Genomic DNA, 15,509 nt, shown 5'->3' with positions numbered 1-15,509 from the left:
TGAAGTATCGGTAAAACGTCAGCCATGCGGACGGGCGCAGCGGCGCGCGGCATGGGCCAGAACGACGGCGGCCACGGCCGTAAATGCCAGCCCGCCGGTCAGCGCGGTGCGCAGGCGTGTAGCGGGATCGCCCTGCGCCAGATCGCTCATGGCGCCGATCAGCGCGGGGCCAAGGCCATATCCGGCCAGCGTGGAAATCATCACCAGCGCCGAAGCCCCGGTCGCCCGGATCGATGGGGTGATACGCGATTGCGTGACGGCGATGGTCATCGGCCCGACGCTGGTAGACGCGCCGTAGGCCAGCGCGCTCAGGATGCAGAATTGCGTGAAATTCGTTGCATTCAGCGCCGCGATCAGCAGCGCGATGCACAGCACCTGCGCCACCGCCGCAAGGACGAGCGGCGCCGCCGGTGTGCGGGCAGTCAGGCGGTCCGCCAGCGCCCCCCCGGCAATCATCACAGCGGCAGAGATAAACGCTGTGGCCAGCCCCAGCCCGCGCCCCACTTCCGCTTTGTCGAGCGCGAAGGCACGGATCGCATAGCTGGGAGACCACACGACGATGGCGAACAGTTCCACGCTGCCTAGCGCCGAAGCCACCGCGATCCAGCGATAGACCGGATCGCGCAGCAAGGTGCGCAAGGTCTGCCCGATCATCGCAAAGGCATGCGCGGCAGAGCGCGCCATCGGTGCCGGGGCCGCACCGCCCGGCTCCATCGCGCCGCGCAAAGGTTCGCGCACCAGCGCCAGCAGAACCAGCGCCAGCACGAGGCCGGGCGCGGCAGCGGCAGTGAAGGTCAGGCGCCATCCCACCGCCTCGACCAGCATGCCGCCAAGGTACAGGGAAAACAGCGTTCCGGCCGGCACCGCTGCAAAGTAAATCGCGGTCACTGTCGCGCGGCGCTCTGCCGGGTAGAGATCGCCAATCATCGACAGAGAAGCGGGATAGCCCCCCGCCTCGCCCACGGCCACGCCCACGCGCGCCAGCGAAAGCTGCCCGAAACCCTGCGCGGCGCCGCAAAGCCCGGTCATCACGCTCCACGCGGTCAGGCATGCAGCAAGCAGGCGCACGCGGTTGCGGCGATCGGCAAGATAGGCCAGCGGCACACTCATGAACACATAGAGCAGCGCGAAGCTGGTTCCAGACACGAAGCCGATCTGCCAGTCCTCCAGCCTTAGGTCGCGCTGGATATCCGGGGCCAGCAGCGCGATCAGCTGCCGGTCGAGATAGCTGACGAGCGAAATGCAGAACAGGATCGCCAGCGTCGCATGGGCCTTGGCGGTCCCCTTGCCACCGTTGGGCATACACTCTCCGTATTTATTATGCATATAATCATATGGGTGGGGCTTGGACGGGTCAATACGTGCGCCGTCTTCTTGCCTACTCATTGTGATAGGTCTCCCGGAAGGATTGTCATTCTGATTAGTATTATCATTTTAAAACATAAGGATATGCTGATCTAAAATCTCATCTGCGAAATCTGACGTACAAATGACGCTCTTGACGTCTCGTTAAATCTAAACATTATGGCTGAAATAATTAATGCGCTGTCGCACTGACATCGGATGAACCGGTGCCTTGCGAACGGCGAAAATGGGAAGGATGGATCATGATCGCGAACAAGGTATCGCTGTGCGCGCTCGCGTGCGTGCTGGCCTGGCCGGCTACGAGCCATGCACAAGAGCAGTCTGGGGCAGACGGCAGCGAACCGGCAACGCCACTTCCGCAAGAGGCAGCCGAGACTAACACACGGGCAACCGCCAGCCTGCAGGATATCGTTGTAACTGCGCGGCGCCGTTCGGAACCTCTGCAGCGAACCCCGGTAGCGGTATCGGCGATCACGTCTCAGGATATCGAGGCCAAGCAGGCGATCACCATCGTCGATGTCGGCAAGTCCATCCCCAACGTGCGCATCGACGCGCTCGGATCGCAGGGCCGCGCCGGCATGCTTTCAATCCGCGGCGTGAACTATGCCCGCCCCGACATGACCGGCGACCCTTCGGTCGCCTTCTACGTCGATGGCCTTTACCAGACCCGTTCCACACTTAACGTGATGGACCTGTTCGACGTCGAATCCATCGAAGTGCTGCGCGGGCCGCAAGGCACGCTGTTTGGGCGCAATGCCTTTGCAGGTGCGGTCAACATCCAGTCCAAGCGCCCCGACCTCGTCACCGCGCATTACGATGGCGAAGTGCGCATTGGCAATTACGGGCGCCACGAAGTGCGCGCCGCCGTCAGCGTGCCGCTGGTGGCAGACAAGCTGGCGGTGCGCATGTCCGGTTTCTACGGCAAGTCGCACGGCTTCTACAGGCTGTTGAACAAGGACAACGCGCACTTCGGCGGCGATGACAACATGACCGGCAAGGCCACCGTCTTGTGGACCCCGGACGAAAGCTGGAACGTCTTCCTCAAGTACGAACACGTCCGCGATCGCAGTGATCCCACCCCCAACAAGAACAATTCCCTGCCCACCCAGCTGTTGGGCAACATTCCCGGCGATCCGCCGAACATCGATATTGGCGGACGCTACGACGTGAACTTCAACCTGCCGGACGGGCAGAAGAGCTTCGTCGACATGGACGTGGTGGTACTTAACGCGACCAAGCAGACCAGCTTCGGATCGATCAACCTGATCAGCGGCTACCAGAACATCAGCGACGGCCTGATCACCGATCCCGGCAGCGGCAAGATCGCCTATCTCAACAGCTATTTCCGCACCGATGTGAAGGCTTACAGCCAGGAAGCGCGCGCCACCATCGAACTCAGCCGCGCGCTGCAACTGATGACGGGCATCTACTACCAACGCGACGAGGTGGACTACGGCGCGATCACCTATTCCGAATATGCACCGCTGGCCGCCGCCAACGCGCAAGTCGACACCAAGCAGAACCGCGACAGCTGGGCCGTCTTCGCCGAACTGGAAGTGCGCCCGACGGACAGCCTGCGCGTCAATCTGGCGGGCCGTCAGATGTGGGAGGACAAGGACTTCTTTTTCGTGCGCCGCCTGCGCTCGGCGACGATGGACTTTGCCGAATTCCTGCCCAAACCCGCCACCTACAATCGCGTCGATGCAAGCTGGAGCAACTTTTCGCCGAAGATCTCGGTAGACTGGCGCCCGGCGGAAGATGTGATGCTGTATGCCTCGTGGACCAAGGGTTTCAAATCGGGCGGCTTCGCCAGCATCTCCACTACGCTGGCCAATGCCGGCCCGTATGATCCGGAAAAGATTGAGACCTACGAAGTCGGCTTCAAGTCGTTTCTCTTCAACCGCAAGCTGAAGTTCAATCTCACCGGCTTTTGGAACAATATCGATGACCTGCAGCGGCAGGTGAACTTCACCGAAAACGGGGTGAACAACAATCTGGTATTCAACGCCGCATCGGCAGTCACCCGCGGCTTCGAGGCCGAGATCGAGGCCCGGCCTGTACCTGAACTGCGCCTGCGCGGCGCGGCGGGCTTCACGGATGCCTATTACAAAAGCTTCTGCGCCGCCTTTGGCCTGCCCGGAACCGCCTGTAACGATGGCGGCAACAACGGCGCAGGCACGCCCGGCGCGGTCGATAACAGCGCCCTCAAGCTCTACAATGCGCCCAGATGGCAGTTCTCGGGCGGGGCCAGCTACCGCATTGACCTGGGCAGCCCTGGCAGCGTCACGCTTAATTCCGACGTCAGCTATACGGCGGCGCTCTATACCACGGACAACAACCTGCGCAGCCGCCGCGGGCCGATGACGCTGGTGGACGGCAGCATCCAGTGGACATCTGCGGACGATCGCTTCTACGCCAGCGCCTACGTCCAGAACGTCTTCAACAAGATCGGGCTGCAGCAGCAGATTAGCGCGGGCAACACTCTCACCGTGCTCAACTACACACCGCCGCGTCGGTACGGCGCCTCTCTGGGGTTCAGGTTCTGATGACGACCAAGCACAAGGAATATCCGAAGGACGAAAGTGGATTGGGGCTGAACTTCGGCACTTACGAAGAGGCGCTGGAGTGGATTGGCCGTTCCACCGAGCCCACCGAAGGCGAGTTCGCGGTGAACGTGCCGATGATCCGCTACTACTGCTCGGCCATAGAGGATGCGAACGCCAGCTACTGGGACGCCGATTTTGCTCAGGACAACTGGGGCGGGCCGGTGGCCCCTCCGGGCATGCTGCAGACCTGGACCATCCCGATGCAGTGGAAGCCGGAAGGCCGCAGTACCGTATCGGTCATGGCCGCCAAAGTTCCGCTGCCGGGCGACAAGCCGATCAACGTCACCACCGACTTCGAGTTCTTCGAACCGGTGCGCGAGGGCGACCGGCTGACGATGACCGACCGGCTCGTCGCGATTTCGGAAGAGAAGACTACCCGCGTCGGTACCGGGCACTTCATCACGTCCATCACCGAATACCGCAATCAGGCCGGATCCCTGCTGGCGCGCAGCACCAACACCCTGTTTCGTTACAAAAGCGAGGACTGAGATGACCTCAACCCAACTTTACGCCGGAGACGTCACCACCGGGACCGCCGTGCCCGTCTGCACGATGGACGTCACGTACAAGACCGCGATCCTGCATGTCGCGGCAGGCTGGGACTACATGCCCGGCCATCACGAACCCGCCTATGCGATCGCGCAAGGGACCGATACGATCTATCTCAACACCCTGTTCCACCAGAGCTTCGTGGACCGCACGCTGACCGACTGGGCGGGCCCGCGCACATTCCTCACCCGCCGCAAGATTTCCATGCGCGACCAAATCTATCCTGGCGACCGGATAGAAGGCCATGCGCGGGTTCTGGCGTTGCGGACCGAAGAGGCCGGCGCAACGCTGGTCGATCTTTCCGTGATCATCCGCACCCCGCGCGCCGATGCCTGTATCGCAGAGTGCACTATCCGCCTGCCGGAACGGTCATGAACGCGGTCCCCGCCGCACCGCTTTCCGCCGCTGCCCTGTGCGGGCGTTTAGCGCGCAGCCACCCGCGCGAGATCGCCCTGCTGGAGGGCGAGCGCAGTTGCACGTTCGCCGAACTGGATGCCCGCTCGGACCATCTGGCCGCCGCCCTGCTCGATGCCGGTATCCGACCCGGCGAGCGCGTGGCGATGCTGATGCACAGCGGTATCGCGCTGCTGGAAATCTACTTCGCCGCTGCCAAGGCGCGGGCGATCGCCCTGCCGCTAAACTGGCGGCTTGCTCCGGCGGAACTAGGATGGATCGTCACGGACGCGGCCCCGGCGCTGCTGTTTCTTTCCGCTGAACTGACCGGGCTTGCCGATGGCTTCGAATGCCAGGTCCCGCGCATCTTGGTGGCGCAGGACACCGCGCAGGATGACTACGAAAGCTTCCTTGCCGGTGGCCGCGCCGCGTTGCCGCAGGTGGCGGAGGACGACACCTGGATCATGCTCTACACCAGCGGCACGACCGGGCGGCCCAAGGGCTGCCTGCTCGACCAGAAGGGGCAGGTCATCTCCGCCATGGCCTCGGCCCTGCAATGGCGCGCGCGGCCCGGCGACCGGGTGCTGATGGCGCTGCCGCTGTTCCATGTTGGCGGGCTGGGCATCCTGTTCGCGCATCTGGTGGTCGGGGCGACGGTAGTGATCGCGCCGCGCCATTTCTCTGCCATCGATGCGCTGGAATTGCTACACACCCACAAGTGTACCCGTTCGGCAATCGCGCCGCAGCTCTACCTCCCCCTGGTGGAGGCACAAAGGATGCGCCAGCTTCCCTTGTGCCTCCAGCTTTTGTCCATGGGCGGCGGCATGCACCCGCCAGAAGAGATCGCCGCAGTGCGCGATGCGCTGGGGGCCGACATTCTACTGGGCTACGGGCAAACCGAATGCGGCAACTTCGTAAGCTATCTCTCGGCGGACGAACAGATGGCGCACCCGCGTTCGTGCGGGCGTCCCATGGCGCATCTCGATGTGATGATCGCGGACGAAAAGGGCGCGCCTGTCGAACCCGGCGGCAGCGGGGAACTGCTGGTGCGTGGTGCTAGCACCCTGCGCGGCTACTGGCACCAGCCCGAGGCGAGCGCCGTCACTCTGCAGGAGGGCTGGGTTCATACCGGCGATCTGTTCTCGGTCGACGAAGAGGGTTTCCTGACGCTGCTGGGGCGTCTGAAGGAACTCATCAAGACCGGCGGCGAGAACGTCTATCCCAAGGAAGTCGAGCTGGCCCTGCGCGAACATCCCGCCATTGCCGACTGCAGCGTGTTCGGCGTCCCCCACGCCCATTGGGGCGAGGCGGTGAAGGCTGCCGTGGTCGTTCAGGAAGGCGCCGCCCTTACTGCCGCAGACGTGGTCGCTTGGTGCCGCCAGCGCATCGCTGGCTACAAACGGCCCCGGTATGTGGAATTTCTGGGCGCTTTACCGCGCAGCGACACCGGCAAGCTGCTCATGCGCGAGCTACGGGAGCGGGCGGTGACGCAGGATCAGGAAACCGCATAGTTTTTCCTGTTGCTGCCCGCCTTGGGGGACTATCGGATTGCGATCACAAGGTGGAATTGAAGACGCACAGATGCCCAAGGTCGTGGATCATCGCGAACGCCGCAGGGAGTTGGCAAACGCAACTTCCGCCCTGATCGCAGAAGAGGGCGTGGACGCGGTGACGATCCGCTCCATCGCCGACCGGCTTGAATACAGCACCGGCATCGTTCAGCATTACTTCTCGAGTAAGCGCCAGTTGCTACTATACACGCTACGGGTTGAAGGTGCGCTTTCGCAGCGCCGGGTCGAAGCGGCAGTGGTCAACGATCCCGGCGATCTGCTGGGCCTGCTAAGCGCATTGATGCCGCTCGACGAAGCGCGCTCCAAGGCTTGGAAGGTATGGCTGGCGTACTGGGCGACTGCCGCGCTCGACGCCGACGTGGCGCTCGAACAGCGCCGCATGTTTGATACGCTGCGGCTGCGTATAAGACATGTCCTGCGGGTCCACGATGCCCATCCGCAACTAAAGCCGGGCATCGATCCCGAACTCGTAGCGCGGCGCCTGTTGTCAATTTGCCACGGCATCGGGATGGAGGCGGTCTGCCATCCCGACGATTGGCCACAAAGCATGCAACATGCTGCAATCGTACAAGAAATCACCGATCTCACGGGCCTGCCAACCCAGAATATTTAAAATTTCCGTCGCATTTTTTATTCTTCTTGTTGGCTAATGCCGCCACCTGACTGGCGTCGAAATTCATAGCGGTCGATAGTAATAGGCTTTGGCCTAGACAACGGCTGACCATCTCAATTGGAAACGAAAGAACAGAGCGAGCTAATCCGCTGCGCTTTCGACCGACTCCGGTCGCTCGGCCGCCGGTTTTAGCTCCTCAGGTGCAGACGGTCTGCTATTTCAGCAGCTATCAACAACGTAGGGTCATTCGTGCCCCACGCCGGCGACGTCAAATCGCGCTTAAGCTGCCGCTGGATGATTACCGGGGTGGACTAGAGCCCGGCCTCGAGTCTGCGACCTGCACTTAAACAGGCAGTTTTCAGGACCGGCAAACGTCAATTCGCATCGGATTCCTGTCCGTCGCGCTTTCCTACGTCGTCAAGTTCGATCGCCTTATTTGCAGCGATTTTGGCACTCTCGGCCTTCAGCGGACGAGAAACCGGACACACCTCCTGGGCATAAGTGTTGAGCGTGTTGAGCAGGTTGTCTGGGACAAGCTTGTAGAACACAAACTGCCCCCGCTTTTCGCTGCTGACCAGTCCGGCATTCTCCAGCACGGCCAGATGCTGGGACACTGCAGGCTTCGACATCTCGAAGCGCGAGGCGATATCACCGGCGCTGAGTTCGGCATGGCTCAGGTACGCAAGGATTTTGCGCCGCGGGGTGGAGGCCAGGGCTTCGAACACTTTCTGCATAGGGCTTATTTAAGGAATGAGCTAATCACTTGACAAGGGTTTTCTAGTAATTAAGCAATGAACTAATTACCTCGGAGGTTGAGATGCCCGACGTGTTCCCCAGCCAACCCCCATCCGCGTCGCTAGAAACGACGGTGAACAGCCTGATCGAAATCGCCGGCTGCAGTCCGGTCGAGGGCAAGGTTCGATGGGATCCAGTCCATTCGACCTGGCACGGGAGCATGATGGTGATCTCGCTCGTGCTGGCCCCTGTCTTCATCAGTTGGTCGGCCCTAGGCGTGTTCCTTGTGCTGACGGGCGCATCGCTGCTGCTGGGGCACAGCATCGGCTTCCATCGCCTTATGATCCATCGCAGTTTCGCGTGCCCGCTCTGGCTGGAGCGGGCTTTGGTGTGGATCGGCACGCTGGTCGGCATGAGTGGGCCGTTCTGGATGATCCGCACGCATGACCTGAGGGACTGGGCGCAGCGGCAGAGGGAATGTCACGACTATCTTGCGCACCGGCGTCCGATGCTGATCGACGCCTGGTGGCAACTCCATTGCCGTCTCGAACTGGCGAATCCTCCCGCGTTCGATCTCGGGCGGGCCGGGAGGGATCGCTTCTATCGCTTGCTGGAGCGGACCTGGATGGTGCAGCAGGTTCCGGTGGGCATAGCCCTGTATCTCGCAGGAGGTTTGCCTTGGGTGATATGGGGCATGTGCGTCCGGGTGAGCGTGTGCGTGACCGGCCACTGGTTCGTCGGCCACCTCGCGCATCGGCGCGGGCCGCAGTCGTGGCTCGTGGAAACCGCAGGCGTACAGGCTCACGACGTTCCCTGGGCTGCGATCCCGACCATGGGCGAGGCGTGGCACAACAATCACCATGCTTTCCCTGGGTCGGCGCGGATCGGCCTTTACCCGGGGCAAAGCGACTGGGGCTATCAAGTGATCGCGATGCTGGAGAAACTCGGGTTCGTCTGGGACGTGGTCACTCCCGAAACCATGGCGCCGCGCAAGGAACTGCGGCCGGCGATGTCGCAGGATCGGCCCGAAAGCCGGTTCTCCCAAGCGGCGAGGGCCTGAGCCATGCGCAAGCTCTTTTCCTTCGAGGGGTGTGTTTCACCGCTGGTCTATGCTTTGGCCGCGCCGGTGCTTTTGCTGTCGCAGAACCTCGTGGTGGCGCTCTGCTATCGCTGGCGAGGCGTGGCACTACAGGTCGATGCGTGGTTCTGGCTCCTGCCGCTACGCCATCTTGCACGAATGCCGGGAGTGACGGCCACGCAGGCCGCGACGGTATTCGCGCTGGCGTTCGTGACCGCCTGGGGCTTGGCGGCTCTTTCATTTCGCCGCGCGAACTGGTCCGGGCGCGGCCATAAGCTGAGCTTGTTTGCCGTCTTTCCGGTGCTCCAGATCGTCGTCGTCATGTTGCTAGGCGCAATGCCGCGCCGGCACAGTGAGCCGGAGGGGGGGCGAGGCGGCGCGGTGGATCTGGCCGATGTTCTGCAGGGCGTGCTAGCGGGCATAGCGATCATCGTCACCGCCGTGCTGATCTCGGCCTTGACGCTTGGCGCTTATGGCTGGGGCCTTTTTGTTGCGACGCCCTTCGTGGTCGGAATGACGACCGGCTATATCGTGAACCGGCGGACCCCGCAGACCGGGGCGCGGACCATGGCGCATGTTCTCGCAGCCGGGGCCTTGGGCGGGCTCGCCTTGCTCATGTTCGCGCTGGAGGGTTTCATGTGCATCGCCTTGGTCGCGCCGCTCGGTCTTGCCGCCGCCGCGCTCGGAGGCGCCTTCGGCCGGGCCATCGCCCTGTTCGGGCATCATAGCAACAGACCGCTGATGTCCGTCGCCATACTTCCGGCCTTGTTCGCGCTCGAAGCTAGCATGCCGCCCGCGCCCCCCATCGACACAGTCGAGAGCATCGACATCGCCGCTGCGCCGGAGGCGGTGTGGCAGGCGATCACCAGTGAGGCACCCATCGGCCTGTCACCCGGCCTCCCTGCACTTGCGGGGCTGGCCTACCCGGTCCGCAGCAGTCTCGAGGGCGAAGGCGTCGGCGCTACGCGCCGCGGCGTTTTTTCGACCGGGACCGCGGTGGAGCGCGTGACCGAATGGAAACCCGGCCGCGTGCTGGCGTTCACCGTCCTTTCGCAGCCCCCGGCGATGAAAGAGATGAGCCCCTATCGCCACCTCAACACCCCGCACCTGACCGGGTATGTCGTCACCGGTGACACGAGATACGTGCTTTTGCCCCTACGCAATGGCGGCACGAGGCTCACGCTGAAAGCGCAGACCGTGCTGCGCATCGATCCGATCGCCTATTGGGAGCCGATCGCCCGCATCGCGTTCCACTTAAACGTTCGCCGAGTACTCAACAGCGCCAAAATAGAGGCCGAGGGACAACGCGTTGAATGAGCGAACGTTCGTTGGCAGGAAGGCGACTTTGAGGCCCGAACGATGGTATCGGCGGCTCGCGACCAACTCACGCCGTGCCGGCGAGGCCCTAGGAATGTCAGCTCACGCCGTAACCGGTCATCTTAGGGTCAAACAGCGGTCCGGCAGGTACGCGCCCATAGTCGCCGCTCAGCGACGTCGTTTCGTTGCTCTGAAGCGGTCATTCCTTCAGGTTGGGCCGTCCCGTCTGATGGGGGAAAAGCTGCCAGTCGGCGACCGCCCCTTTGCGGTCGTTCCGAACATCGGATAAGGAGCGGTTGGTCCTGACACGGTCGGCGTGCGCGGCAGGTTTCATCCAGTCGTCTTGGCGGGTTCGAGTCCCGCCCGTGGGCCCAAGCTGTGAACCGCAAAATTTCTGCACGACACGAAATCGAGCCGTGCCCGAAACGCCCCATCCTCGTCATTCGAGTGGCTTGCTGAATTACCCGAAAGCGGCCAACATCACGCACACGGTTCGCCGCAGGTGAGTGAGATGAAAGCAGCATTCTGGCGGTTCGCGCACAAACACTATCACAGTAAATCGCTGTCGAGCCTGACAGACATCGCAGCGCTAACGTGGACGCTGTTTTTCGTTCTCGTTTACAGCACTGCCCTGCTGGCGGGTTGGTCGCCAAATGTGTCAGAAGCGATGGTAGGGGTCAGTCTAATTGGCGTACCGCTGACGTTCGGCATCGCGCATCGACGTATCCGGCTTGAAGCGTCTAAGGGACCGACTGCTCTTTATCGTAAGAGAATGGAGACAAATCGGTAGGTCCGATCATTGCGCCGCGATGCTCAAAGAACCCATTCCGCTTTCCACCCATGTCGGACATTTGTCTTTCTTGCACTGTGGCCTGAAAGAAGACACAACCAAGCGAAATTAACGGCGTGAGAAGCCAATGGTTTATGTATTTTCCTATATTGAAGAAGTCGGGGATGGCTTTCCGCCGATGTGTGACATGACCTTTCAAATCATCGAAAAGGAATACGATGAAGCTAGGTCGTGCTGGCAATTAGCGTTCCGCGCGGATGCACCCCCATATGGGCCTGTGGGATTTCGAGCGACAATTCCGAACGCAGGATGGCGTGAGCAAGTCGATGGGGATGGTGAAGATGCATTTCACAGCTTTTGGGGGGCGGTCACTCTTCATTCGCGCGGCGTCGAAAGTGATCGGCTGTTAGGCCTTCTAGCAAAGCAATATGGCATCTTAGCGCCGCAAAAGGCGAGTAGCCTGCTTTGGAGAATGCTAAGAAAGAAAAGCGATGCAATTGAGCAGGGGTGGAGCTTTGCAAATAGCATCGAATGCTTTGCCGTCGGCATCAACTCAAATCCAGCGTTGATCGCCGATAACGTTATTCACATGAAGCTCTTCTTAGAGGATGGTGCCAAAGGCGGACGATTTGCGGAAGTGTTCTTCAATATTGATATGCCCGAGGGGATCGCAGCGTTAAACGAGAAAGACCAAGATTATCGCGTAGACTTTGTTCATTGGCTGTCACTTTCGGGAGACGTCAATGCAAATCCGTACCAATGAGGGTGGCATACTCGACTGCGAGTTGAAGTCCGCTATCGCCTAACGCGAAATCTGAACCTGCCCGTCCCTTTTCCACCCTTTATCGCCCTTAATAGCGTTTATTCCGTGTCCTTGCTTCCGAATACGCGGTGGATCGCTTCCCAGAATAACGCCGTGCCCATTACTCCCGCTGCCGCAAGGCGTTGGCCATCAAGCAGCAACCAACCTGCCAATGTGAGGGTGCAAACCCAAAGCGCGATAATCCATGGCTTCGTCATAGGTCCGGGACTACAGCGAATTGCGTCAGCTTACCACCATGCGTCGCTCAACAGCGGACCATCTCCTTTCCACCCGTTTTCGCCATTCAGGAGGCAAAGCGCCGCGCTCCATAGCCGCCTGTTCAGTGCTCGCCGCGTGCGAAGAAGACCGGCCTGACCGGACACGCCCCTAAGCAGTCGTTGGCGCTGAATATCTCGCCTATTTGCGCTCTTTATCCGAGCTAGGCCTACCGACACCAGGGCATTCATAGTCTTCAAGCCGATCAACGTTTCCGCCGTTTCGAAGGGATGCCATGCCGCCCGCACAGGCAGTGCCCGCGCGCTTCCCGTTCTCAGTCATTCTACGGATGGTGTCCTCGAAGCGTTTTTGACGAGTTGGACACACGGCAGTGATGGGGTGCGCACCCCGAGTCGCGCTCCAAACCGTATAACAATCATCGTCAGGATTGCGTGACGGTACCGGAGCGCCCCCAGCCAACAAAACAACAAGTAATAGCATGCTCAGCTTTTCGCCCCGGTCATCGAGGCCTACGCTAACACCGAAATGGCGGTTTGCCATCCTGAAGCCGCTAATATGCGGCATTCCAGTGCCGCCCCATAGCGGACCTGCCTCATGCATTTTAAGATGCGGCTATGAGCAATCGGGGCCTGATCTTTAGTGCGATGCTGGCAGCATATTCTAGCCCTGCCATGGCCTGTTCGCCGCCCGATCAGGTTACTGTGAAAACTGACGATCAATTTTTCCGCATCACCAAGATTCGAATTGAAAGCAGCGATGCTATCGTCGATGGCACCATCGCTCGCAGCAACAGCGGCGAAGTCTCCCTAAAGCCGTCGAAAATCTGGAAGGGTGCTCCTCGGCGCTATTATGCTATTGCAAACGATCGTTGCGGCATCTTTTTGCCAGATAGCGGCCAGAGCGTTCGCGTTATTTTAAAACGTTTAGGGAATAAATGGTTAGGCATCCAGCCAGTTACTGGCGACGGTAAAGTCACATTCAATTTTGACGGCATTGTTGATGGTTACTTGCGAAACGTGCGTCCAAAGAATTTCAAGAGTGTGGGACCGATTCTACCTCCCATGCCCTGAACGCGCTGATCGGCAATTTTGGGTGGTGAGCGGACATTGCCCGAGAGCTTAAATCAGGGCAGCTTGGCGGAATGAAGCACCAAGAAGCCGATTTCATTGTCGAGGTCACATCAGATGACGAGATCATTTGCCGAGCGCCGAAGCAAGTGGAACAGCGCATCAGGATGGCTGACATTGCCGCAGTATATGTGGAGACAAATGACACCGGCCCGTGGGGCGCGGACGTGTGGTGGTTGCTGCACGATAACACCGGGCAAACGCAGGTTGCATTCCCGCAGCTAGCGACCGGGGAGGATGCGGCGCTCGAACGTTTGCGACAACTCCCCGGATTTGAAGTGCGAGGGATGAACTCGGGCGAGAACGGCCAGTTCATGTGCTGGCCACCTTCTTCGTCCTGAATGTCCGGCTTGGGGCGTGGCCGGAACGGCGCGTTTTGGCGCTTTGGTATGGGTGCCGGTCACGGCGATCGCTAGCTGGCATCACTCAAAAACTGTCGCGGAAGGACGTGGGGCTCTCTGGGTGCGCGACATCCACCAGCCTAGCGGCGCAGCCGAGATAACGCTCAGTAGAATTTGACAGCCGAACGGGACTAGGAATTCATCCGGGTCCAGCGTCAGGATCAGCGAAAAGGCGTTACGTAGTGAGGCGAGCAAAAAAGCAGTGATGCCGATGACGGGTGCCGTTGAAGCCAAAATGGAGATCAAAGCGCGCCTCGCATGAGTCCATTCAGACTTCCACCGGTTAAGGCCGAATGCGGTCAAAATTGTAATGATGATGCCCGCAATACACCATATTACCGTGAAATCATTGACCATAGCTTTTATTGCTTCACCTCCGCCGGGGATACAAGATCGTTCAGCCGCGCGGGCGAATGGCAACTTTGGGGCGCGCTTCGAGAACAGCGGATACGACGGCGCCCCATCCTGGAAGGCGACAGGCAGCTATCCGCTCCTCTTGCCCGGTGAGCGGCCATTCCGCAATCGGCCATTCGCGAATAAGCAATCGGGAACATATTCGGGGAAAACGGCTACTTCCTTGCCGTCCAGCGCGCCTTGCGACCGTCAACTGTACCGACCATCCTTCCTTATCGGTAAAGCCGTCCGTTGCTGGTGGGCGGTTTCCTATTAGGATCAAGGGGGTTGCGGCTTCCCCACGCCTATCATAACCCGTTCTGTATGACGAATTTCAGTCCCCTCAAACCGGCTCCTATCGGCGCGTTAGCAGTATGCTGGTTCATCGGTATCATCGTCGGTAAACCAGGACTGTGGTTTCCGCTCGGCTTTCTAGCGATGGTCGTGGTTGCGATGGTGCAGTCTCGGCAAGGCCCGCCTCGGCCATAGCGAACCGCTGCTTCGTCCCACGCATCTGGTATCAGCGGTCTTTGGCGGTGCCACCCGCAGCTTTCCCATTCCCGATCCCAAACGGGACGATCGCGGCCAGCGCGGTTCGACTGGTTCGGTCGTAAACGTATACCCCGTTCGATGACCGCTTACCATGAGCGGGCGGCAGAAAGCAGCCCGTCGCAAAACCACCCATTCCGGCCCCTCTGGACGCCGATGGACGCGCTCCATAGGGGTCTGTCCGGTTTCCGCCGCTTCCGAAGAAAAATAGCCTGACCGGAGACGCCCCAATTGCGGACGTGCCGGATGTCGGGCATCCTTCGCTAATGACCGCCAACCGCAATTTTCTTATCAATGCTCTCCGCCGTGTCTTGGAAGGCGGCGATATCGATAACGCAGAGCTTGATGCTGCTGTGCCGAACCCCCTCGCGCTTGATCGCGATGAGAAGAATGCGTGGGAGGAATTGAGCCATTGGGCGGATGATAGCGACGTCCGTGCGAGAGACGCTCGATATACCACGCACAAGCGCGACCGCATGCGTGATCGCCTCGCCGCGCTAAACGTGGGCGGCAGGTAACCACCCTTCTTCGCCGATCAGCGACGTTCCGGACGCGCCCTCAAAGCGGACATTCACATCTTGCATGGCGGGCTTCTTAGAGGATATTATGCCTACGTTCCCCTTCGCGGTTGAGGCTAGTCGTATGAATGATCCACGGCTTTGGTTCGGCCCCAAGCGCTTGGGATTCGGCATCACCCCAAGAACCCGCGAAGGCTGGCTCATAACCCTTGCCCTCGTCCTCGCCGTAATTACCGCGAAGCAGATGATGTGATCCGATCCTGAGGTTCATTGCGGCCCCCATCCGAAGCTGACGTCGATTACCGGCAACTAAGCTGTTTCGTGTGCCTGCAGGAGAGCGGACCGGCAGCTTTCCACCCTATTTCGCCATTCCGTAGGGGTGAGCGCCGGGCTCTATAGCGGCCCGTCCGATGCTCGCCGCACGCGAAGAAAACCGGCCTGACCGAACACGCCCCGTTGCCGCCG

At 60.5% G+C, this 15,509-nt stretch carries 15 protein-coding genes; 12 read left to right on the top strand and 3 right to left on the bottom strand.

What is annotated here, in order from left to right:
- Positions 1-18: 18 nt before the first annotated feature.
- On the bottom strand, positions 19-1,302 hold the full coding sequence (locus TQ38_RS26780; RefSeq protein WP_043975896.1) for an MFS transporter: 1,284 nt from the start codon (positions 1,300-1,302) through the stop codon (positions 19-21).
- Positions 1,303-1,607: 305 nt separating this feature from the next.
- On the opposite strand from TQ38_RS26780, the gene TQ38_RS26775 reads away from it, so the two are divergent.
- The 5 genes from TQ38_RS26775 to TQ38_RS26755 all read left to right on the top strand — a co-directional run bounded on the left by TQ38_RS26775 (position 1,608) and on the right by TQ38_RS26755 (position 7,097).
- Complete coding sequence (locus tag TQ38_RS26775; RefSeq protein ID WP_043975894.1) at positions 1,608-3,911, top strand: TonB-dependent receptor; 2,304 nt, start codon at positions 1,608-1,610, stop codon at positions 3,909-3,911.
- A complete protein-coding gene (locus TQ38_RS26770; protein ID WP_043975891.1) occupies positions 3,911-4,459 on the top strand; it encodes a MaoC family dehydratase N-terminal domain-containing protein in 549 nt (182 codons plus the stop codon). The genes TQ38_RS26775 and TQ38_RS26770 overlap by 1 nt, the downstream gene beginning before the upstream one ends.
- Before the next feature lies 1 nt (position 4,460).
- Positions 4,461-4,895, top strand: a complete 435-nt coding sequence (locus TQ38_RS26765; protein WP_043975889.1) for a hypothetical protein — start codon at positions 4,461-4,463, stop codon at positions 4,893-4,895.
- Positions 4,892-6,424 carry a class I adenylate-forming enzyme family protein gene (locus tag TQ38_RS26760; RefSeq protein WP_043975887.1) on the top strand — a complete coding sequence of 511 codons (1,533 nt, stop codon included), beginning with the start codon at positions 4,892-4,894 and terminating at the stop codon, positions 6,422-6,424. Before TQ38_RS26765 ends, TQ38_RS26760 begins: the two co-directional genes overlap by 4 nt.
- Before the next feature lie 70 nt (positions 6,425-6,494).
- The gene (locus tag TQ38_RS26755; RefSeq protein WP_052505757.1) at positions 6,495-7,097 is read left to right on the top strand and encodes a TetR/AcrR family transcriptional regulator; all 603 of its coding nucleotides are present in this window, start codon (positions 6,495-6,497) and stop codon (positions 7,095-7,097) included.
- A gap of 374 nt (positions 7,098-7,471) precedes the next feature.
- Here TQ38_RS26755 and TQ38_RS26750 read toward each other — a convergent pair whose 3' ends face one another.
- Positions 7,472-7,831: a metalloregulator ArsR/SmtB family transcription factor gene (locus TQ38_RS26750; RefSeq protein WP_043975883.1), complete on the bottom strand. Its 360-nt coding sequence runs from the start codon at positions 7,829-7,831 to the stop codon at positions 7,472-7,474.
- An 83-nt stretch (positions 7,832-7,914) separates the two neighbouring features.
- Here TQ38_RS26750 and TQ38_RS26745 point away from each other — a divergent pair, with 83 nt between their 5' ends.
- The 6 genes from TQ38_RS26745 (at position 7,915) to TQ38_RS26730 (ending at position 13,524) form a co-directional block, all read left to right on the top strand.
- Positions 7,915-8,892 carry an acyl-CoA desaturase gene (locus TQ38_RS26745; protein WP_113942101.1) on the top strand — a complete coding sequence of 326 codons (978 nt, stop codon included), beginning with the start codon at positions 7,915-7,917 and terminating at the stop codon, positions 8,890-8,892.
- A 3-nt stretch (positions 8,893-8,895) separates the two neighbouring features.
- Positions 8,896-10,227, top strand: a complete 1,332-nt coding sequence (locus tag TQ38_RS26740; RefSeq protein ID WP_043980657.1) for an SRPBCC family protein — start codon at positions 8,896-8,898, stop codon at positions 10,225-10,227.
- A 511-nt stretch (positions 10,228-10,738) separates the two neighbouring features.
- On the top strand, positions 10,739-11,017 hold the full coding sequence (locus tag TQ38_RS30280; protein WP_162792436.1) for a hypothetical protein: 279 nt from the start codon (positions 10,739-10,741) through the stop codon (positions 11,015-11,017).
- Positions 11,018-11,144: 127 nt separating this feature from the next.
- Positions 11,145-11,780, top strand: a complete 636-nt coding sequence (locus tag TQ38_RS30275; RefSeq protein WP_162792435.1) for a hypothetical protein — start codon at positions 11,145-11,147, stop codon at positions 11,778-11,780.
- Positions 11,781-12,670: 890 nt separating this feature from the next.
- Positions 12,671-13,126, top strand: coding sequence for a hypothetical protein (locus TQ38_RS30270; protein WP_162792434.1), 456 nt, complete (start codon positions 12,671-12,673; stop codon positions 13,124-13,126).
- Between the two features lie 71 nt (positions 13,127-13,197).
- Positions 13,198-13,524, top strand: a complete 327-nt coding sequence (locus tag TQ38_RS26730; protein ID WP_052505989.1) for a hypothetical protein — start codon at positions 13,198-13,200, stop codon at positions 13,522-13,524.
- Positions 13,525-13,605: 81 nt separating this feature from the next.
- Here TQ38_RS26730 and TQ38_RS26725 read toward each other — a convergent pair whose 3' ends face one another.
- Positions 13,606-13,941 (bottom strand): hypothetical protein, encoded by a 336-nt coding sequence (locus tag TQ38_RS26725; RefSeq protein ID WP_043979726.1) that lies wholly within the window; start codon positions 13,939-13,941, stop codon positions 13,606-13,608.
- An 851-nt stretch (positions 13,942-14,792) separates the two neighbouring features.
- Between TQ38_RS26725 and TQ38_RS30265 the strand changes: the two genes are divergently transcribed.
- Positions 14,793-15,044 (top strand): hypothetical protein, encoded by a 252-nt coding sequence (locus tag TQ38_RS30265; protein WP_043979729.1) that lies wholly within the window; start codon positions 14,793-14,795, stop codon positions 15,042-15,044.
- Positions 15,045-15,509 lie beyond the last annotated feature (465 nt).

Source organism: Novosphingobium sp. P6W (assembly GCF_000876675.2).
GTDB lineage: Bacteria > Pseudomonadota > Alphaproteobacteria > Sphingomonadales > Sphingomonadaceae > Novosphingobium.
This window is presented reverse-complemented; position numbering and strand designations above follow the sequence as displayed.